Source organism: Dietzia sp. PP-33, from assembly GCF_033790845.1.
GTDB lineage: Bacteria > Actinomycetota > Actinomycetes > Mycobacteriales > Mycobacteriaceae > Dietzia.
This window is the reverse complement of record NZ_JAMYEI010000004.1, coordinates 237,170-256,850: the sequence shown is the minus strand read 5'-3', so window position 1 is coordinate 256,850 and position 19,681 is coordinate 237,170. Positions and strand designations below refer to the sequence as shown.

Here is a 19,681-nt window from a genome sequence, read left to right as displayed (position 1 = left end):
GCAGGTCAGCGGGTTCGGTTGGCGGTGGTGGTGCCGGTGGCGGTGTGACCGATCCGCCGGTGGCGGGCCGCGGGTTCTCCGGTCGTGGTGATGACCCCGTCGAGCGCCAGGCGGTACTTGTCGTGCTCGGTGTGGGTGAGGCGACCGGAGAACTCGGCCTCGATGGCGGTCTGCAGCTCCTCCGCCGAGAACGCCATGCCGTGCACCTTGGTGACGGGTTGGATATCCGCGGGGAAACGAGCCTTGAGCAGCATGGCGAGCTGGCCCAGGTTCATCTCCGGAACGATCACCCGGCGGTACTTCGCCAGCACCTCGCCGATGTTGTCCGGCAATGGGTTGAGGTGGCGGACGTGCGCGCGGGCCACGCGGTGACCGTTGGCGCGGGCACGCCGGACGGCCTCACCGATGGGACCGTAGGACGAACCCCATCCCACGACCAGCACCTCGGCGTCGCCGGACGGGTCGTCGACCTCGAGGTCGGGCACGTCGATGAGCGCGATCCGCAGGGCCCTGGTCCGGGTCATGAGGTCGTGGTTGTCCGCCGTGTAGGAGATGTTGCCGGTGCCGTTGGCCTTCTCGAGCCCGCCGATGCGGTGCTCGAGGCCGGGCTCACCCGGGACCGCCCAGTCGCGCGCCAGCGTCTCCGGGTCGCGGGCGTAGGGCAGGTAGTCCCCGGCGGCCTCGGTCTCGCCGTCGGCCCCGGTGGCGGGCGCGGTGGCGAGGTTCTTCTCGATCGTCGGCAGATCCGCGACCTCGGGCAGCAGCCACGGCTCCGAGCCGTTGGCGATCGCCCCGTCGGACAGCACGATCACCGGGGTGCGGTAGGTGACGGCGATCCTCGCCGCCTCGCGGGCGATCTCGAAGCAGTCGGCGGGCGACTGTGGCGCGATCACCGCGACGGGCGACTCGCCGTTGCGGCCGAAGAGTGCCTGCAGCAGGTCCGACTGCTCCGTCTTGGTGGGCAGACCGGTGGACGGGCCGCCGCGCTGGACGTCGATGATCACCAGCGGCAACTCGGTCATCACGGCCAGGCCGATGGCCTCGGACTTGAGGGCCAGCCCCGGTCCGGAGGTAGAGGTGACGCCCAGGGCCCCGCCGTAGGAGGCACCGAGTGCGGCGCCGATGCCGGCGATCTCGTCCTCGGCCTGGAAGGTGGTCACGTCGAACTGCTTGAGCTTGCTCAACTCGTGCAGGATGTCCGAGGCGGGCGTGATGGGGTAGGTGCCCAGGAAGACGGGCATGTCGGCGGACTGACCGGCGGTGACCAGGCCGTAGGCCATCGCGGTGTTGCCCGTGATCTGGCGGTAGCGGCCCTTGGGCAACTGGGCCGGCATGATCTCGTACTCGGAGGCGAAGGCCTCGGTGGTCTCGCCGTAGTTCCATCCCGCGCGCAGGGCGAGCAGGTTCGCCTCGAGGATCGTCGGCTTCTTGCCGAACTTGGTCGTGAGGAACTTCTCGATCGAGTCGACCGTGCGGCCGTACATCCAGGTGAGCAGGCCCAGCGCGAACATGTTCTTGCAGCGCTCGGCGTCCTTCTTGCCGATGTCGACGCTCTCGACCGAGCCGATCGTCAGGGTGCTCATGGCCACCTCGTGCACCTGGAACGCCTCGAAGGCGGGCGAACCCAAGGGATTGGATTCGTAGCCGACCTTGGTGAGGTTGCGCTTGGTGAACTCGTCCGCGTTGACGATGAGGATGCCGCCGGAGGGAAGGTCGTCGATGTTGGCCTTGAGCGCGGCGGGATTCATCGCCACCAGCACGTCCGGCCGGTCACCGGCGGTGAGGATGTCGTAGTCCGCGATCTGGATCTGGAAGCTCGAGACCCCGTGGATCGTCCCCTGTGGCGCGCGGATCTCGGCCGGGTAGTTGGGCTGGGTCGCCAGGTCGTTACCGAAGGCCGCGGCCTCCGAGGTGAACTGGTCACCGGCGAGCTGCATGCCGTCACCCGAGTCGCCCGCGATGCGGATGACCACCTTGTCCAGCTTGGTCTTGGACACATTGCCCACCGCTGCTGACCTCCGTTGCGTCTTAGATGATCGGGACTGGTCGTGACTGTCGTACGGCCACCGACGGTACGCCGGTTCCGACGCAGGCCCGCTGCCACGAGGAATTCCGAGAACAGTAACACGTTCCAGTTGGGAATCGTGGCCTCTCGTCACCCACCATAGACCGGTCTGTCTATTGGTGCCAAACGCCGGGTGCCAGGGCGGTCACCCGGCGGGGTGACCGGGAGGGGAGGGGCCCGACGACGACGAGGTCATCCGCCGCGGAGAGCGACAGATATATAAGGATGCGCCCGCGCACCATCCGTCACCTCCGCACGGGGGAGGGGTGCGGCACCGATACCTGCCGGCGGACACGGGGGCCGCATCCTGGTTGTGCGCGACTCTCGTGGAGCGCCGGTGGCCTGGTATGAATTCTCATAGACAGGCCCGGGCACGCGTACCGTAGCCGGGACCGGAGGACGGTGACGCGCGTCATCGACGGATCAGCGCAGGTTGGGAGCAGTTCAGTGGCGAGCAAGCAGACAGCATCGGGCGGAAAGCGGAGCCTGGTGATCGTCGAGTCCGCCACCAAGGCCCGCAAGATCCAGCCGTACCTGGGGTCCGACTACGTGGTCGAGGCGTCGGTCGGTCACATCCGCGACCTGCCCAAGGGCGCCGCGGACATCCCGGCCAAGTACAAGAAGGAGCCCTGGGCGCGGCTCGGCGTGAACCCGGAGGACAACTTCGAGCCGATCTACGTGGTGAGCGCGGACAAGAAGAAGAAGGTCGCCGAGCTCAAGAAGGAACTGGCGGGCGTGGACCAGCTCCTGCTGGCCACCGACCCGGACCGCGAGGGCGAGGCGATCGCCTGGCACCTGCTCGAGGTGCTCAAGCCCAAGGTCCCGGTCAAGCGCATGGTGTTCCACGAGATCACCAAACCCGCGATCCTCGCCGCGGCCGAGAACACCCGCGAGCTGGACACCGACCTGGTCGACGCCCAGGAGACCCGACGGATCCTCGACCGCCTCTACGGCTACGAGGTCTCCCCGGTGCTGTGGAAGAAGGTCATGCCGCGGCTGTCGGCCGGTCGGGTGCAGTCCGTGGCCACCCGGGTGATCGTGGAGCGCGAGCGTGAGCGCATGGCGTTCGTCGCCGCCGACTACTGGGACATCACCGCGCTGCTGACCACCCAGCAGGCCTCCGGCGGGGATGCCGGCGAGCCGCGCGGTTTCACCGCCCGCCTCTCCGCGGTCGACGGGGCCCGCGTGGCCCAGGGCCGCGACTTCGGGCAGGACGGCAGGCTCAAGTCCTCGGGGGCGGCCAAGGACTCGGTGGTGCTCGGCGAGACCGCGGCCCGCGCGCTCTCGGACGCCCTCGACGGGGCCGAGTTCGTCGTGGACTCGGTGGAGTCCAAGCCGTACACCCGCCGCCCGTACGCACCGTTCATGACCTCGACGCTGCAGCAGGAGGCCGGCCGCAAGCTGCGCTACACCTCCGAACGCACCATGCGCATCGCGCAGCGGCTGTACGAGAACGGCTACATCACCTACATGCGTACTGACTCCACGACCCTGTCCGAGGGCGGCATGGCGGCCGCCCGGGCGCAGGCCACGGAGCTGTACGGCAGTGAGTACGTCTCGCCGACCCCGCGCCAGTACACCCGCAAGGTCAAGAACTCGCAGGAGGCACACGAGGCGATCCGTCCCGCGGGTGAGTCCTTCGCCACCCCGGGCCAGCTCCACAGTGTGCTGGACGCCGAGGAGTACCGCCTCTACGAAATGATCTGGCAGCGCACCGTCGCCTCCCAGATGGCCGACGCCAAGGGCACCTCGGTGAGCATCCGGATCACGGGCGCCGCGGGAGAGAACCCCTCCGGGTACAGCCGGGCGACGTTCTCCGCATCGGGGCGCACCATCACGTTCCCCGGCTTCCTCAAGGCGTACGTCGAGGCCGCGGAGGAGTCCACCGAGTCGTCCGACAAGCCCATGGCGGACGACGCCGAGCGACGGCTTCCGCGGCTCAGCGAGGGCCAGCAGCTCACGGGCTCGGAGCTGTCCGCGGACGGCCACACCACCAGCCCGCCGGCCCGCTACAACGAGGCCAGTCTGGTCAAGGTCATGGAGGAGATGGGCATCGGCCGCCCCTCCACCTACGCCAGCATCATCCGCACCATCCAGGACCGCGGATACGTCTACTCCCGCGGCAACGCCCTCGTGCCCAGCTGGGTGGCCTTCGCGGTGATCGGTCTGCTCGAGCAGAACTTCGGCCGACTGGTCGACTACGACTTCACCTCGCTCATGGAGGACGAGCTCGACGAGATCGCCGAGGGGCGCGAGAACCGCGACGACTGGCTGCGTCGCTTCTACTTCGGCGACCCCGGGAGTGCCGGTTCGACCGGGGACGCGGACCGCGCCGTGGGGCTCAAGAACCTCATCGACGTGAACCTCGAGGCCATCGACGCCCGCAGTATCAACTCCATCCGGGTCTTCGACGACTCCGAGGGGCGCCCGGTCCACGTCCGGGTCGGACGCTACGGTCCGTACCTCGAACGCATGGTCAAGGGGGAGGGCGGCGAGCAGGAGTCGCAGCGCGCCAACCTGCCCGAGGGGATGAGCCCCGACGAGCTGACTCTCGAGGTGGCGGAGAAGCTCTTCTCCACCCCGCAGGACGGCCGCCCGCTGGGCGTGGACCCCGAGACCGGGCACGAGATCGTGGTCAAGGACGGCCGGTTCGGCCCCTACGTCACCGAGAAGCTGCCCGAGCCCACCGACGCGGAGAAGGCCGAGTGGGCCAAGAAGGTGCTCGCCGACGCCGAGGCGGAGAAGAAGAAGATCGACGCCGAGCGCGACGCCGCCATGGCAGCCGCGAAGGACGACGAGGCCAGGGCGGAGGCCAAGAAGGCCGCGACCAAGGCCAAGTCCGCCGTGACCCGCAAGGCCAAGAAGGAGTCGGACAACCCCACCGGCCCCAAGCCGCGGACCGGGTCGCTCATGCAGTCGATGGAGCCGGCCACGGTCACCCTCGAGGAGGCGCTCAAGCTGCTCTCGCTCCCGCGGGTGCTGGGCGTCGACCCCACGAGCGGCGACGAGATCACCGCGCAGCTCGGCCGCTACGGGCCCTACCTGAGGAAGGGCACCGACTCGCGGACCCTGGACTCCGAGGACGCCGTGTTCACCATCACGCTCGAGGAGGCTCTGAAGATCTACTCCGAGCCCAAGCGTCGGGGTCGGCAGGCCGCAGCGCCCAAGGCGCTGCGCGAGATGGGGGTCGACGAGGTCTCCGGCAAGCAGATGCTGGTCAAGGACGGTCGCTTCGGCCCCTACGTGACCGACGGGGAGTCCAACGCCTCCCTGCGCAAGGGCGACACGGTCGAGACGCTCACCGACGCCCGTGCCTCGGAGCTGCTCTCGGAGCGGCGGGCCAAGTCGCCGCCGAAGAAGGCCGCGGCGAAGAAGGCGCCGGCCCGGAAGTCACCGGCAAAGAAGGCCACCGCGGGCCGCTGACGGACGACGCAACCCTGCCCCGCCCCACCTCGCGTCAGCCCACCCCCGCCCACCCCAGCCCACCCCAGCCCACCCCCGCGGTTGGCGGACAACCTCTCCCGGTTGGCGGGCAGGAGCGGTGTCCGGGTGCCACCGGAGCGCGATATTCGTCCGCCATCCACGGGACGATGTCCGCCAACCGCGGGGGAGGCGCTCGATGTCAGCCCGTGGTGATCAGGTGTCCGCGGCGTCGACCGTCTCGGCGTCGGGGCGCAGTGCCACGGTCCCGGCCTGCCACCGGTCCGCCAACGTAGGCCGGAGCGGCCGGGCCAGCTGCGTCATGATGCCGCGTCCGCGCAATTCCACGCTGCGACCCAGCACCCACCTCGCCGCCTCGGGCGCGTCCGCATTGCGGATCGCGGCGGCGGATGCCAGGACGTGACCCTGTTCGGACTTGGCCAGGGTGGTCAGCCGTGCGGCCTCGTTGACCGGGTCGCCGATCACGGTGTACTCGAAGCGCTTGGCGTGACCGATGTGACCCGCGATCACGGTGCCGTAGGAGACCCCGATGCCGGCCGAGAGCGGGGAGAGTCCGGAGAGCTGACTCTGGAGGGCACGCGCGGCCCGGAGTGCCCGCCCGGCCTCGTTCTCCACCTCGAGGGGCGCGCCGAACACCGCGAGCAGGGCGTCACCCTGGAACTTGTTGATGTAGCCGCCGTTGGAGTCGACGGCCTCCACGGCGATGCGGAAGAACTCGTTGAGAACCGCCACGACCTCGGCCGGCTCGTGTGCGGCGGCGAACTCCGTCGACCCGGTCAGGTCGACGAACAGCACAGCCACCTGCCGCTCCTGGCCCCCCAGCTCCGTGCCCCGCTCGAGGGCGTGCCGCGCCACGTCCTCACCGACGTAGCGGCCGAAGAGGTCCTGGATGGCCTCGCGCTCCTGCAGCCCGGTCACCATCTCGTTGAATCCCTGGCCCAGCCGGCCGATCTCGGAGCTGTCGTAGATGGTCACGCGGGCCTCGAGGTCGCCCTGCTTGACCCGCCCGACCCCCGCCTGCATCTCACGGACGGGGTCGGCGATGGAGTCCGAGACCAACCCCATACCGATCGCGCCCGCGATCACGGCGACGCTGGCCATCACCGCGAGTGCCACGAGGATGTGCCCCGGGTCGTCACCGAACAGCCCGACCCACTGCCCGGTGAGGATCAGCAGGATTCCGGCTACGGGGATGACGGTGGTCAGCGACCACCCCAGGAAGATCCGCCGCCGCACGCCCGGGACGTGCCGGTTGAGTGGCACCCCGTGGGCGAGGGCGCGGACGGTGATGGGCCTCATGATCCGCTCGGCCTGGAGGTAGGAGATGAGGCAGGTGGTGGTCCCGCCCAGGATGCTCGTCACGCTCACGACGAGGGCGAGCCGGGGGGAGTGGCCCACGTTGGCGACCACGAAGACCACGGTTCCGATCAGCCACATGGCGCCGGAGATGAGTGCCTGGTGGTACGGCAGCCGGAGGGCCCGGTCGCGGATCTCCCCGTCGAACTCCTCGCCCGAGCGGTCGACCCGCAGGACGGGCAGCAGCAACAGCGTCGACGCGATGACCCCGCCGACGAATGCCAGGACCAGGTAGCCGATGAACAGGTACTGGTTGAGGAACCGGAACTCCTCGAGGTCGAGGAAGCGGTCCATCGGCAGGACGAAGCGCAGGAACGCGAAGACGAAGACGGCGCCGATGATGTTGGCCTGCACCATCGTCAGGGCGTAGACGGGCCAGGGGGTGGCCCACAGCCACCGGAACAACCTGACCCAACGCTCCATTGGGCCCAGGGTAGTTCCCGGAGGTCGTCACGGGAACGCAGGTGTGTCGCACAGCGGCGATAGGGTGGGCCCATGCCAGGGGTGTTCGATCGATTGGCCGGCCAGGCCGACGTCGTGGCGGAGTTGACCGCCGCGGCGCTGTCCGCGCGTGCGCGGGTCCCGGGCCAGGGGTGGGAGGAGTCGGACGCGAGGATGGTCCACGCGTGGCTGTTCACCGGCCCGCCGGGGAGCGGTCGCAGCGTCGCCGCCACGTGTTTCGCCGCCGCGTTGCAGTGCGAGCACCCGGAGACCGTCGGCTGTGGCGAGTGCCGCTCCTGCCACACCGTGCTGGCCGGAACGCACGCGGACGTCCACCTGCTCGCTCCGCAGGGCGTCAACATCTTGCTCAAGGACGTCAAGGAGACCATCCACCGCGCCGCCAGCCGCCCCAGCACCGGACGCTGGCAGATCGTGGTGGTGGAGGAGGCGGACCGGCTCACCGAGCAGTCCGGCAACGCGCTGCTCAAGGTGGTCGAGGAGCCTCCCAGTCGGACCGTGTTCCTGCTGTGCTCGCCCACCACGGACCCGATGGACATCATGGTGACCCTGCGGTCCCGGTCCAGGAACGTCGCACTGCGCCAGCCGGACGCCGCCGCGGTCGAGAGTGCACTGCTCGCCGGCGGCGGGATCGACCCCGAGCGGGCACGGTGGGCGGCGTCGGTCTCCTCCGGGCACATCGGGCGCGCCCGGTGGTTGGCCACGGACGAGGCCACCCGGGACCGCCGGGACGTGGTGCTCGAGCTGCCCATGGTCATGCACAACCCGGGCCGGGCGTTCCCGCTGGCGGACCGGCTCGTCAGCGCCGCCGAGCAGGAGGCGGTCACCCGCAACACCGAGAGCGACGAGCGGGAGGTCGAGGAGCTGCGCACCGCGATGGGCGTCGGTGGCACAGGAAAGGGCGCAGTGGCGGCGGGGCGTGGAGCCGCGGGCGCGGTCAAGGAGTTGGAGAAGGCGCAGAAGTCGCGACGCACCCGTTCCACCCGGGACTCCCTCGACCTGGCATTGGTGGACCTGGCCGGGTTCTATCGGGACGCGCTCATGGCAGGTCTCGGGGTGACGACGGTGTCCCCGGTGCACCCCGACAAGGCGGCGGAGTCGGCACGCCTCGGTGGGCACTACCGTCCGGCCTCGGTATTGCGGGCCATCGAGGCGATCCAGGAGTGCCGCTCCGCGATCGAGGTCAACGTCAAGCCCAAGTTCGCGGTGTCCGCGATGGTGGGGGCGATCCGCGAGGCGCTGGTGTGAGACAGCAGGGGTGAAGCCGGCGAGGCCCGGGGGTGCCGGTCGTTTTTCGGCGGCGCGGGCCGGTCGTATATAGTTGCGTCGCCCCACAAGGGCTCGCCGCGTTAGCTCAGTCGGTAGAGCATTTCACTCGTAATGAAAAGGTCGTCGGTTCGATTCCGACACGCGGCTCCATAAGAACGCCTTCTGGCCCCCGACCGTTCAGGTTGGGGGTCGCTTCGTTTACCGGCTGGGATCCGGTCCGTCGTCGTGGCAACGCCGGCCATCCGGATTGGATAGCGTGGGCCGTCGACCCCGTGACAAGGAAGTGCCCATGACCGATTCCCCTCTGCTCGTCGAGTCCGCAGACCACATCGAGACGTGGACTCTCAACATGCCGGACTCCCGCAACCCCATCTCGGACACGGCGATGGTCGACGCCCTGTGCGACCGGGTGGCACAGGTCAACGGTGATCTCGATGTCCGGGCGGTCGTGCTCACCGGCGCGGGTCCGGCGTTCTCGGCGGGCGGGAACGTCAAGGACATGGTGGACAAGGCAGGGATGTTCGGGGGCAGCCCGTACGAGCTCCGCGACGGCTACCGCCGGGGGATCCAACGCATCCCCCGGGCGCTCTATCACTGTGAGGTGCCGGTGATCGCGGCCGTCAACGGACCCGCCGTCGGTGCGGGGTGCGACCTGACGCTGATGTGCGATCTGCGGGTGGCCTCGACCACGGCGTGGTTCGCCGAGAGCTTCGTCCAGCTCGGGATCATCCCGGGCGACGGCGGTGCATGGCTGCTGACCAAGGCGATCGGACCGGCGCGGGCGGCGGAGATGGCGCTCACCGGCGACCGGGTCACGGCCGAGCAGGCCGCCGCGTGGGGCCTGGTCAACGAGGTCGTGGCGCCCGAGGACCTGCTCGAGGCGGCTCGTGCACTGGCTGCGCGGGTGGCCAAGAACCCGCCGCACGCGGTCCGGATGGCCAAGCGGTTGCTCCGCGAGTCCCAGCACCAGTCACTCGAGTCGCTGCTCGAGCTCTCGGCCACCATGCAGGCGCTCGCGCACCACACCGAGGACCACCGCGAGGCACTCACCGCGTTCGGTGAGAAGCGCCCCGGTGAGTACACGGGCAGGTAGGGCCGGATGAGATCCCCACTCGCTCCGCCGACCACCCTCGCCTCGGCGGACATGGACGCACTGCGCGCGGAGGTCCGCGCATTCCTCGCCGAGGAGATCGACGCGGGCAGGCTCACGCCCTGGATCGACACGTGGCTCACCCGGTGGGACGAGGACTTCACCCGCAGGCTCGCAGACCGCGGGTGGGTGGGAATGGCCATCCCCACCGAGTACGGAGGTCGGGGCCGTACCCACCTCGAGCGCTTCGTGGTCACCGAGGAACTCCTCGCGGTCGGCGCGCCCGTGGCCGCCCAGTGGGTCGCCGACCGTCAGATCGCTCCCTCGCTGCTGCGGTACGGAACCGAGGAACAGAAGCGCGAGTTCCTGCCCCGGATCGCCGCGGGTGAGTGCTGCTTCGGCATCGGGATGAGCGAACCGGACTCCGGCTCCGACCTGGCCAGCGTGCGGACGAAGGGAGTCCGCGTCGACGGGGGATGGGCTGTCACCGGGACGAAGGTGTGGACCTCCGGCGCGCAGCACGCGGAGGCGTTCATCGCGCTGGCCCGCACCGAGCCGTTGGACACCTCCGACCGCCACGCGGGACTGAGCCAGTTCATCGTCGACCTGCGCGGTGAGGGCGTCACCATCCGCCCGATCGTGTCCCTCTCCGGAGACCACCACTTCAACGAGGTGGTCCTGGACGAGGTGTTCGTCCCCGAGTCCCGGGTGTTCGGCACGCTCGGGCAGGGGTGGGACCAGGTCAACTCCGAGTTGGCCTTCGAGCGCAGCGGACCGGAACGGTTCCTGTCCTCGTTCCGTCTGCTCGCGGCCGAGATCGGCGCGACAGCCGAGGGGCGGCTGCCCGCCCGCACGGACCTCGGACGCTCGGTCGCCCGGATGGCGGGCCTGCACGCCCTGAGCCAGAACATCGCCGGGGCACTCCAACGCGGCGAACCCGCCGACAACGCCGCAGCGCTGGTCAAACTGCTCGGGACCACCACGGAGGGCGACATCGTGGACGTGGTCTCCGCCCGGCTCGGCGACGAGTTCTCGCCGGGGGAGGGTGACGCGGCCGCCTCCGAACTCACCGATCTGCTCCGCGCGGGACTGCACCAGCGGCCCGGCTTCACGCTGCGGGGCGGGACCAACGAGATCCTGCGCGGTGTGATCGCGCGAGGACTGGGGATGCGATGACCGAGCACCGGGCGGGCCACCAGGATCCCGCGAGAAACGAGGCCACAGTGACCGTGGACCTCGGCGTGGACGAGGACCTCGAGTCGATGATGGCGGGTGTCCTGGCGCAGTTCTCCGGACCCACCGTGGAGCCCGACGCGGCCGCGGTGTGGCGGGCGCTGTCCGAGGTGGGCATCGGCAGGCTCACCGCCCCGGAGGACGCCGGCGGCAGTGGGGCGGGGTGGGCCGAGGCCGCGACGCTGCTGCGGTTGTCGGCCGCCGCGGGGGTCGCGGTCCCGTATGCCGAGACCGACCTCGTCGTCGGGCCCCTGCGCCGCGCCGCCGGCCTGGACGACTCCGGCCCGGGTACGGCGACCCTCGCCGTCCTGGGCGCCGGGGGCCGTGCCCGCCGCGTGGCCTGGGCCGGTGCCACGGACCGCGTGCTGTGCGTGCGCAGGTCAACGGGCACCGGCGACGAAGCACGGCGGTATGAGGTAGCGGACGTCGCGACCGACCGGGCGCAGGTCGCCGCCACCGACGGGACCTCCGCGGTGCCGCTGGGCGACCTCACCCCTCCGGACGACGCGGACTGGACCGCGGTCGACGCCGCCTCAGTGGAGACGGCGGTCCTGCGCGGAGCACTCGCCCGGGCGGTGCAGTGCGTGGGCGCCGCGGAGGGGATGCTCGACGCGGCGATCGCGCACACGACCGAGCGCACACAGTTCGGGCGGGCGCTGGCCAGGTTCCAGTCCGTGCAGAACCTCGTCGTCGACATCGCCGCCGAGACCGTCCTGGCCCGCGCGGCGGTCGACCAGGCGGTCGCCGACGCGCTGCACACCGACCTCGGGGGGCCGCTGTCGGGTTTCCGGGTGGCCGTGGCCCGCAGCGTGGTCTCCCAGGCCGTCGCCGTCGCGGTGCGCAACGCCCACCAGGTCCACGGGGCGATCGGCACCACCCACGAACACACCCTGCACCGACTGACCCTGCCCGCGCTGCAGTGGCGCGGGGAGTTCGGATCGGCGGCCTTCTGGGAGGCCCGGCTCACCGACGCGGCGCTGGCCGGCGGCATGGACGGCGCGTGGCCCATGATCGTCGAGGGCGCCCCCGTCCACGGTGGCGCGGCCGCATGGCTCGACCGCGTGACGGGGAGCTGAGCTCCGGGGCCGCAGACCGGCCGCTGACTGCTCGCTGACCGACCGCCGCCGATCTCGGTACCCTGGACAAGTAGTACCGAGAAAGGTCGACCCGTGGAATTCCTCCTCATCGCCGCAGTGATCGCGGTCGCTGTCGCCGTGGTCTCGCGCAGCCAGAACAAGGGCCAGACGCAGCTGCAGGCGCACGACAATCGTCACCTCGAGGACCACCGCGCCGAGGCCACGCGGTGGGTCGAGCGGCTCGGCGGTCAGGTGTTCAACCTCGACGGCACCGACGAGGCCTCCAAGCAGGCCATGGCCGATGCCTCCGAGCGCTACACCGCGGCCGTGACGGAGCTCGAGAACGCCCGCACCCCGGTGCAGGCGCGGCTGGCCAAGGACACCGCCATCGAGGGGCTCTACTACATCCGGGCCGCCCGGTCGGCGATGGGACTGGACCCCGGGCCGGAGCTGCCCACGACCGACGGGCAGGAACGCGCCGGCAAGGTGACGGAGGACCGGGAGGTCGACGTCGAGGGCCGGACCATGAAGGCCGCCACCGATCCGAGCGACGACACCCCGCACTACTACCCGGGCGGTGTGGTGGCCGGTCGACCGGTGCCCGCCGGGTGGTACTCGGAGCCGTGGTGGGCCTCCGCCCTCTCCACGGGTATGTGGATGATGGGCTCGATGATGATGTTCAACATGATGTTCGCCGGGATGTCGGGCGTCGGCTACTCCGGCGAGGACTTCGCATCCGGCGTCGGCGAGGGCGGCGCGGACGTCAGCGACATGGGTGGCGGCGACGGCGGGGAAGGCTTCTTCGACGGCGGCCTCATGGGCGGCGACGGTGGCGGTGACGCCGGCGGCGACGGCGGCGGTTTCTTCGACGGCGGACTGTTCGGTGGCGACGGCGGGGGCGGCGGCGGCTTCTTCGACGGCGGCCTGTTCGATTTCTGACCTCAGCCGCAGCCGGAGAGGATCCGATCGATGGCCTCGTGCTCGGCCTGCGTGACCCACAGCCCGTAGCGCTCCTTGACCAGGACCTGCCGGGAGACATAGGAGCAGCGGAACTCCCTTCGCGGGGGTAGCCACGTGGCCGCGTCGCCGGCGCCCTTGGCCTGGTTGGAGTGCCCCGCCACGGCCAGCAGGTTGAGGGGATCGTTGGCGAACTCGCGACGCTGGTCCCCGGTGAGCTGCTGCGCCCCCTTCTGCCAGGCATCGGACATCGCCACCACGTGGTCGATCTGCACCGCGGTCGAGGTCGCCTGACCGCGGACGAAGTCGATCCGCTCCCCGGTGTACGGGCCGTTCAGGACACCGGTGAGAACCACGCAGTCCCGGGTCCCGGGCCGCACCGTGATCTCCTGCAGGTCCCGCCGCAGGATGTCGTTGCGCGTGTCGCACCCGTTGCGCCCGAACTCGGCGGAGACGTCGTCGGACCACGCCTGCCCGAACAGGTCGCGGTCGTACCCCGTTCTCGGTGCGCGCCCCTTGATCTCGAGCTGCGCCAGCAGCACCTTCGCCTCGGCGACCATCGGATCGCCCGGCGGGACGCCCTCCGGTGGCGCGGGCGGTGCGGGCGGCGGGGGTTCGGGAGCGGGCGGAGCCGCCGGGTCCGGCGCCGGAGGAGGGACCGGAGCGGCGAGGGACGACGACGAGACGGGCATCCCCACCTCGCCGCCCGGGTCCGGCTCGACATCCGCGCAGCGGCCCAACCCGGCCAGGACGAGGACCGCCAGCACCGACACCACCGTGACACGAGTGGTGCGAGAGACTAGAGGGGTTCGTGAGGCCATGTTCGCACCCTATCGACAGGGTCCGACACCGAGTCCGACCGGACGGTTACGCTGACGCCGATGCCGTCCAGGACCGATCCAGAGCCGCCCACAGACCCGCAGTCGCCCACAGACCCGCAGCCGCCTGCAGGCCACCGGTCGCGCACCGCCCCCACCCGGCGGACCCGCGGGCTGGCGGCGGCGTGCGCGGTGATCATCGTGGCGGCCACGGCGATCCGGACGTGGGTGGCCGCCGCGGGCTGGTTCTACTGGGACGACCTGCTCCTGCACGGTCACGCCGCCGCGCACCGCCTGCCCGACCCCGGCTTCCTGCTCACCGACCACGACGGCCACCTGATGCCCGGCGGCATGGCGCTGGTGTGGATCGCGGCCCATGTCGCGCCCCTGGACTTCCGGATGCCGCTGCTGCAGATCGCACTGCTGCAGCTGGTCGCCGGAGCGGCGCTCGCCCGCATGCTGTGGGTGCTGCTGCGGGGCCGCGCGGTGCTGTTGGCCCCGCTGCTCCTCGCGCTGGCGATCCCGCTGGGTCTGCCGGCCGCCACCTGGTGGGCGGCGGCGCTCAACTCGCTTCCGCTGGCGGCGGCCATGGCCTGGGCGGTGGCCTCGACCATCCGGCTGGCCGAGACGGGACGGCGCCGGCACGCGGTGGGCGCGGTCCTGGCGACCGCCGCCGGGTTGCTGTTCGTGGAGAAGGCGGTCCTGGTGCCGGTGGTGGCGGCCGCCGTGCTGGCGTGCTGGTGGTGGACCGGGCGGGCCGATCACGACGACGAGGTGGGCGGCCGCGCACGGATGGGCGCCGCCGCGTCGACCGGGACGGCGCTGTGGCGCACCACCCGGTGGATGTGGGCGGCGCAGGCGGCGGTGCTGGTGGCATGGGCGGCCCTCTTCGCGCTGACCGTGGGGCGGGCCGGCGGGGGACTGGTCCCCAGCGACTCCGACGGGCCGGGGCCGGGCCTGTGGTCGCTGATCGACAAGGCCTACCGACTGGCGGTGGGGCCGACGCTGGCGGGCGGCCCGTGGCGGTGGGAGCGCTGGCACCCGGGGCCGCCGATGGCGGACCCGTCCGCGCTCGCCGTGGTGGCCGGCGCCCTGCTGTGTGTGCTGGTCCTCGCGTGGTCGCTGCTGACCCGCGAGCGCACGGGGCCGGCGTGGGTGGTGGCGGCGCTCTACCCGACCGCGTCGGTGCTCATGGTGGCGGTGGGCCGCTTCGGACCGGACACCGCCGCCGAGATCGTGCAGACGCTGCGCTATCACGCCGACTCGGTGATCGTCCTGGCCGCGGTGCTGGCACTCGCATTGGCCGCACCCCGGCGCGAGGGGCCGCTCCCTCGCGCCGCCGCCCGACGGGAGCCGTGGGTACTGGCGGGGCTCGTCGTGGTGGTGGTCTCGTCGTCGTCGATCTCCACGGCGACCTACCGCGAGGCCTGGGCTGAACAACCCTCCCGCGACTACCTCCTCCCGCTGGTCGACGCGCTCCGCGCGCGCGACGCCCCGATGCTGCAGGCGGACGTCCCGCCCGAGGTCCTGCTGCCCGTCACGGCGCCGGCCAACCGCCTGGCCGCCGTCCTCGCCGGGGTGCCCGGGTTGCCGCCGATCGGGGCGTGGACGACGGAGCCCGTGGTGGTGGACGCGGCCGGCCGGCTGCATCCGGCCGACGTGGTCCCCGGCCGGACCATCGGCCAGGGGCCGGAGCCCGGGTGCGGACACCGGATCGACGCCGGAGGTACGCGGATCGGGCTGGACGGGCCGCTGCTGGGTCGCGACTGGGTCCTGCGACTGAACTACCTGGCCGACTCCGACGGCACCGTCGAGGTGCGGTTGGACGAGGGCGACCAGGTGGAGGTGCCCGTGACGGCGGGGTTGGCGACGGTGTTCGTGCGCGTCGAGGGCTCCGGTACGGGGGTCACGCTCACCCCCCGGGGCGGAGTGGAGGAGCTGTGCATCGGTAGCGGACCGGTCGGTGTGCTCGTGCCGCGCTGAGGCCGGCGGGGCGGGTGGCCCATAATGGGCGGATCGGATGAGGACGACAGGGACGGAGGCGGGTCATCGACATCGCGATGGTCATGCTGACCCTCACCGCACTTCTCGTGGTCCCCGGACTGATCGTGGGGTTGGCCGCGCGACTGCCCCTCAGGCTGGCGGCGGGCACGGCTGTCCCCGTGTCCGCGGGAGTCGTCGCGATCTCCACCTACGCCTACGGCCAGGCCGGCGTGCCCTGGTCCCTGGTCGGGTACGCGGTCGCCACGGCGCTGACCGCAGCGGTGGTCGGGGCGATCGGACTCGTCATCACCGCGACGTCGTGGTGGCGCCGCCGCCGCAGGGGCCGGGCCACCGCGCGCCCGGAACGCCGGCGCTCGTGGTGGTGGCTGCTGCCGGCCGCCTCGGTCCCGGTCAGTGCGTGGCTGATCGGGCAGATGATCCTCACCGAACTCTCGGCCACCCCGGGCGGCACGGCGAACATCTTCCAGGGCTGGGACGCCCACTGGCACGCCAACTACATCCAGTTCATCCACGAGCAGGGGCTGGCCTCGCCCGATCATGCGGGAGAGCTGCGCTACCCGGAGAACGGGGCCACCCTCTACTACCCGAGCACCTGGCACGCGGTCGCCGCCCTGGTCATGGGTCTGCGCGGCATCGGGGCGGTCGAGACCTACAACCTCGTGCAGATCGGCACCATGGCCCTGGTCTTCCCGCTGGGAGTGGCCGCGCTGGCATGGCTGATCACCCACCGCCACTTCTCCCGGCCCGCCGTCGCCACCTCGGCCGCGGTCGCGGCCATGGCCACCCCGCTGTTCCCCGGGCTGCCGTTCGTCGAGGTGATGGTGGCCGCGACCCCGTCCGGGGTCGCCAACGGGCTGGCGGGACTCGTGGCCGCCGTCGTGGTGGCCTCGCTGGCCGACCGACGTCTCGTGCCCGCCGCCGCGCTCGGCCTGGTCGGCGTCGGGGGCATCCACCCGTCGGCCATGGTCACCGCCGCGGTGTTCGTGCTGTTCTGGTGGTTGTTCGAGGGGCTGTGGCGCCCGGTCAGGGGACGGCTGCGGGACTTCATCGTGCTGGCCGGGGTCGGCCTGGCGGGTGTGCTCACGCTGCTGCCCCAGGTCCTCACCGTCTCCGAGGACGCGGACGCGATCTCGGCCTTCGAGTTCCAGATCGACGCCGACCGCGCCGCCACCTGGGGCAAGGCCGTTGCCCTGCAGGTGCGCCACGTCCAGGACTGGGGAGTGCGCTGGGTGCTGCTCTCCCTGGCCGCCCTCGGGGTGATCGTCATGCTCCGCCGCCTGGTCCTGTGGCCGATCCTGCTGTGGGGCGGGCTGCTGGTGGTGTGCGTCAACTCTATGAACGTGTTCGGGAACTGGACGGGCGGCGTGCTCCGCGGGATCGGGAGCATCTACTACAACGACCCGCGCCGGATCGGGGTGCTCCTCGCGCTCGTCGTGGCTGCCGCGGTGGGCGTGGGAGTGGGCGTGGCGGTCCAGGCGCTGGCGGGGTGGGCGGCGCGGCTGATCGACCCGGTCACCGACCCGCGCGGGACCGGTTCGGGCGCTCTGCGGGTGATGCTCGCGCTGGTCGCGCTGGTGGCGACCGGATCGTGGGTCGTGCAGGCCTCGCCCGAGTACGCGGCCGCGGCCGGCGTGAGCCAACGGTGGGGACGGATGGTCGACCACCACGACCTGCGTGCCTTCGACTGGCTCGCCGAACAACCCCAGGCGTACTCGGGGCTGATCTACACCAACCCCGACGAGGGTTCGGGCTGGATGTACGCGACGCACGGCCTGCCGTCGACCGCCCGGCACTACCTGCAATCGGGCCGCGCCGCGCCACTGACCACCTATCTGTTCGGCGCCATGGACAGGGCCGGGACGGACCCGCGTGTCGACGCCGTGATCGCCGAGCTGGGGGTGACGTACGTGTACGTCAGTCCGCCCAACTACTGGGGGTTCCAGAAGCCCAACGAGCGCCTGCTCCGGCTCGACCAGACCCCGGGCCTGGCCAAGGTCTACTCGGATTCCCAGGTGCGGATCTTCGCGGTCCGCGCCGCCCTGACCGATGCCGAGCTCGCACGGGTCCTGGCAGACTCGCCCTTCCCGCCGGACCGGCGTACCCCCCTGACCCGCGCGACCGAGCTGTACGGTGCGGAGTGACTGTTCGATGGTGGGCGGTCGTATCCTGTGAGGCGGTCGCCTGACGGGGCGCCGCGGCGGGGTCGCCGGACACCGGGAGGGGATCTGGATGCGGGCACTGGTGACGGGTGGGGCCGGGTTCATCGGGTCGACCCTGGTGGACAGGTTGCTGGCCGAGGGGCACGAGGTGACGGTCGTCGACGACCTGTCCCGGGGCCGGCCGGAGAACCTCGCGGGGGCCCGTGAGGCCGGTCCCCGGTTCGTCTTCCACGAGCTGGACCTGACCGACCCGGCGATCGGCGACCTGGTGGCGCAGGCCCGGCCCGAGGTCGTGTTCCATCTGGCCGCGCAGATCGACGTCCGTCTGTCGGTGGAGGACCCGGTCCACGACGCCGAGGTCAACGTCGTGGGTACCGTCCGGCTGGCCGAGGCCGCCCGCCGGGCCGGGGTGCGGCGGATCGTCTTCACCTCCTCCGGCGGGTCGATCTACGGTCCCGTCACCGAGCTCCCGGTGGCCGAGTCCCGCCCGGTCGACCCACTGAGCCCGTACGCGGCGGGCAAGGTCGCGGGCGAGATCTACCTGGAGATGTTCGCCCGCCTGTACGGCATCGAGTGGGCCGGGGTGGCGCCGGCCAACGTGTACGGGCCGCGACAGGACCCGCACGGGGAGGCCGGGGTGGTGGCGATCTTCTCCCAGCGACTGCTCGCCGGTCAGCCGACCCGCGTGTTCGGCGACGGCGGCAACACCCGCGACTACGTGTTCGTCGACGACGTGGTGGACGCGTTCGTGCGGGCCGCCGCCGTCCCCGCCGCGGCCGGTCAGCGGTTCAACGTGGGCACCGGTGTCGAGACCTCCGACCGCGGGCTGCACAGCCTGGTGGCCGAGGCCGTCGGGTCGGCCGATGATCCCGAGTACGCCCCCGCACGCCTGGGCGACGTCGCGCGATCGGCGTTGGACGCCACCCGGGCAGCCGAGGTTCTCGGGTGGACGCCGCAGGTGTCGATCGGCGAGGGCGTCGCCCGCACCGTGGACTACTTCCGCGACTGAATCCGCGGGCCCCGGCCTCGCGGGCGGGTCAGCCCGCGTCTCCCGTCGCCGCCGCTCTGTCGCCGTCGGTGCCGTCGTCCGCGGCGTCGTCAGCCGCACCATCGTCCGCTACCGGTGCCGGCTGGGCCACGTTGGCCTGGGGCAGGAACGGGCGCACCAGGTCGATGAACCCCGGGAGGGCGCCCGGCGCGCGGCCCGGTTCGACAGGCTGGGTGATCTCCTGCTCCGCGGGCTCGGTGGGTTCCACGGGGGGCTCCCCGGCCGTCGCGCCGGTGCCCATGGGCGCGTCGGTGGTGGTGGCGGTGCCACCGCCGGCCGCGGCGGGCGGGTTCGCCGCTGCCGGTATCGCGGGCTGCACCGGTGCCTGACGGACCGGCTGCGGGGCGGTGGCCGCCCGGGGCGCCGCCGTCGGGGGCACGGGCACCGCGGACGGGACGGTCACCTCACCGGCCCCGGCGTCGTCCTCGGCCGGCGCCGGGGCCTCTGAACCCTCGGTGCTCGACGCGGGTGTGCTGCTCTCGGTGGCCCGCTCGGAGGTGGTCACGGCGACGGGCTCCGGGGTGACCTGTGAGGTCTGAGCGGTGGACACCTGCTCGCGCGCCCGCTCGACCGCCTGTGCGCTGCGGTGAGAGTCGTACCAGAGGCCGGTCGAGATCAGACCGACGGACACCACGCCCAGCGCGCCCATCCCCAGGGCGGTCGCGGAGGGGCTGGAGAATCGGGAGTCGCGCAGAGCCATGGGCCC

Annotated in this window: 13 protein-coding genes and 1 tRNA gene; 10 read left to right on the top strand and 4 right to left on the bottom strand. The window is 71.7% G+C overall.

The window, feature by feature from the left end; translation table 11 throughout:
- Window positions 1–5: 5 nt before the first annotated feature.
- Window positions 6–2,006, bottom strand: a complete 2,001-nt coding sequence (locus tag NJE57_RS09325; RefSeq protein ID WP_319028120.1) for a 2-oxoacid:acceptor oxidoreductase subunit alpha — start codon at window positions 2,004–2,006, stop codon at window positions 6–8.
- A gap of 506 nt (window positions 2,007–2,512) precedes the next feature.
- On the opposite strand from NJE57_RS09325, the gene topA reads away from it, so the two are divergent.
- Complete coding sequence (topA, locus tag NJE57_RS09320) at window positions 2,513–5,488, top strand: type I DNA topoisomerase (RefSeq protein WP_319028119.1); 2,976 nt, start codon at window positions 2,513–2,515, stop codon at window positions 5,486–5,488.
- A gap of 213 nt (window positions 5,489–5,701) precedes the next feature.
- Here topA and NJE57_RS09315 read toward each other — a convergent pair whose 3' ends face one another.
- Window positions 5,702–7,285: an adenylate/guanylate cyclase domain-containing protein gene (locus NJE57_RS09315; protein ID WP_319028118.1), complete on the bottom strand. Its 1,584-nt coding sequence runs from the start codon at window positions 7,283–7,285 to the stop codon at window positions 5,702–5,704.
- Window positions 7,286–7,357: 72 nt separating this feature from the next.
- Between NJE57_RS09315 and NJE57_RS09310 the strand changes: the two genes are divergently transcribed.
- The 6 genes from NJE57_RS09310 (at window position 7,358) to NJE57_RS09285 (ending at window position 12,928) form a co-directional block, all read left to right on the top strand.
- Complete coding sequence (locus NJE57_RS09310) at window positions 7,358–8,569, top strand: DNA polymerase III subunit delta' (RefSeq protein WP_319028117.1); 1,212 nt, start codon at window positions 7,358–7,360, stop codon at window positions 8,567–8,569.
- 95 nt (window positions 8,570–8,664) lie between these two features.
- Window positions 8,665–8,740 (top strand) — tRNA-Thr (locus tag NJE57_RS09305).
- A gap of 139 nt (window positions 8,741–8,879) precedes the next feature.
- A complete protein-coding gene (locus NJE57_RS09300) occupies window positions 8,880–9,683 on the top strand; it encodes a crotonase/enoyl-CoA hydratase family protein (RefSeq protein ID WP_319028116.1) in 804 nt (267 codons plus the stop codon).
- 6 nt (window positions 9,684–9,689) lie between these two features.
- Window positions 9,690–10,856: an acyl-CoA dehydrogenase family protein gene (locus NJE57_RS09295; RefSeq protein WP_319028115.1), complete on the top strand. Its 1,167-nt coding sequence runs from the start codon at window positions 9,690–9,692 to the stop codon at window positions 10,854–10,856.
- Window positions 10,853–11,989, top strand: coding sequence for an acyl-CoA dehydrogenase family protein (locus tag NJE57_RS09290; protein ID WP_319028114.1), 1,137 nt, complete (start codon window positions 10,853–10,855; stop codon window positions 11,987–11,989). The genes NJE57_RS09295 and NJE57_RS09290 overlap by 4 nt, the downstream gene beginning before the upstream one ends.
- Window positions 11,990–12,082: 93 nt before the next feature.
- Complete coding sequence (locus NJE57_RS09285) at window positions 12,083–12,928, top strand: DUF1542 domain-containing protein (RefSeq protein WP_319028113.1); 846 nt, start codon at window positions 12,083–12,085, stop codon at window positions 12,926–12,928.
- Between the two features lie 2 nt (window positions 12,929–12,930).
- On the opposite strand, the gene NJE57_RS09280 is transcribed toward NJE57_RS09285, so the two are convergent.
- Window positions 12,931–13,767 (bottom strand): HNH endonuclease family protein, encoded by an 837-nt coding sequence (locus NJE57_RS09280; RefSeq protein WP_319028112.1) that lies wholly within the window; start codon window positions 13,765–13,767, stop codon window positions 12,931–12,933.
- A 60-nt stretch (window positions 13,768–13,827) separates the two neighbouring features.
- Between NJE57_RS09280 and NJE57_RS09275 the strand changes: the two genes are divergently transcribed.
- From NJE57_RS09275 to NJE57_RS09265, 3 genes are all read left to right on the top strand, one after another.
- The gene (locus NJE57_RS09275) at window positions 13,828–15,747 is read left to right on the top strand and encodes a hypothetical protein (RefSeq protein WP_319028111.1); all 1,920 of its coding nucleotides are present in this window, start codon (window positions 13,828–13,830) and stop codon (window positions 15,745–15,747) included.
- A 77-nt stretch (window positions 15,748–15,824) separates the two neighbouring features.
- Entirely contained in the window at window positions 15,825–17,909 is a 2,085-nt protein-coding gene (locus tag NJE57_RS09270; RefSeq protein ID WP_319028110.1) for a DUF6541 family protein, read from the top strand.
- An 88-nt stretch (window positions 17,910–17,997) separates the two neighbouring features.
- Window positions 17,998–18,936: an SDR family NAD(P)-dependent oxidoreductase gene (locus NJE57_RS09265; RefSeq protein WP_319028109.1), complete on the top strand. Its 939-nt coding sequence runs from the start codon at window positions 17,998–18,000 to the stop codon at window positions 18,934–18,936.
- A 28-nt stretch (window positions 18,937–18,964) separates the two neighbouring features.
- Here the strand turns inward: NJE57_RS09265 and NJE57_RS09260 are convergent, their stop codons facing one another.
- Window positions 18,965–19,675 (bottom strand): hypothetical protein, encoded by a 711-nt coding sequence (locus NJE57_RS09260; RefSeq protein WP_319028108.1) that lies wholly within the window; start codon window positions 19,673–19,675, stop codon window positions 18,965–18,967.
- Window positions 19,676–19,681 lie beyond the last annotated feature (6 nt).

What these genes read in the sequence shown, in the direction of transcription:
- NJE57_RS09315 (WP_319028118.1), bottom strand. Translation starts at nt 7,285, where the DNA reads ATGGAGCGTTGGGTCAGGTTGTTCCGGTGGCTGTGGGCCACCCCCTGG.
- NJE57_RS09310 (WP_319028117.1), top strand. Translation starts at nt 7,358, where the DNA reads ATGCCAGGGGTGTTCGATCGATTGGCCGGCCAGGCCGACGTCGTGGCG.
- NJE57_RS09300 (WP_319028116.1), top strand. Translation starts at nt 8,880, where the DNA reads ATGACCGATTCCCCTCTGCTCGTCGAGTCCGCAGACCACATCGAGACG.
- NJE57_RS09295 (WP_319028115.1), top strand. Translation starts at nt 9,690, where the DNA reads ATGAGATCCCCACTCGCTCCGCCGACCACCCTCGCCTCGGCGGACATG.
- NJE57_RS09290 (WP_319028114.1), top strand. Translation starts at nt 10,853, where the DNA reads ATGACCGAGCACCGGGCGGGCCACCAGGATCCCGCGAGAAACGAGGCC.
- NJE57_RS09280 (WP_319028112.1), bottom strand. Translation starts at nt 13,767, where the DNA reads ATGGCCTCACGAACCCCTCTAGTCTCTCGCACCACTCGTGTCACGGTG.
- NJE57_RS09275 (WP_319028111.1), top strand. Translation starts at nt 13,828, where the DNA reads ATGCCGTCCAGGACCGATCCAGAGCCGCCCACAGACCCGCAGTCGCCC.
- NJE57_RS09270 (WP_319028110.1), top strand. Translation starts at nt 15,825, where the DNA reads ATGGTCATGCTGACCCTCACCGCACTTCTCGTGGTCCCCGGACTGATC.
- NJE57_RS09265 (WP_319028109.1), top strand. Translation starts at nt 17,998, where the DNA reads ATGCGGGCACTGGTGACGGGTGGGGCCGGGTTCATCGGGTCGACCCTG.
- NJE57_RS09260 (WP_319028108.1), bottom strand. Translation starts at nt 19,675, where the DNA reads ATGGCTCTGCGCGACTCCCGATTCTCCAGCCCCTCCGCGACCGCCCTG.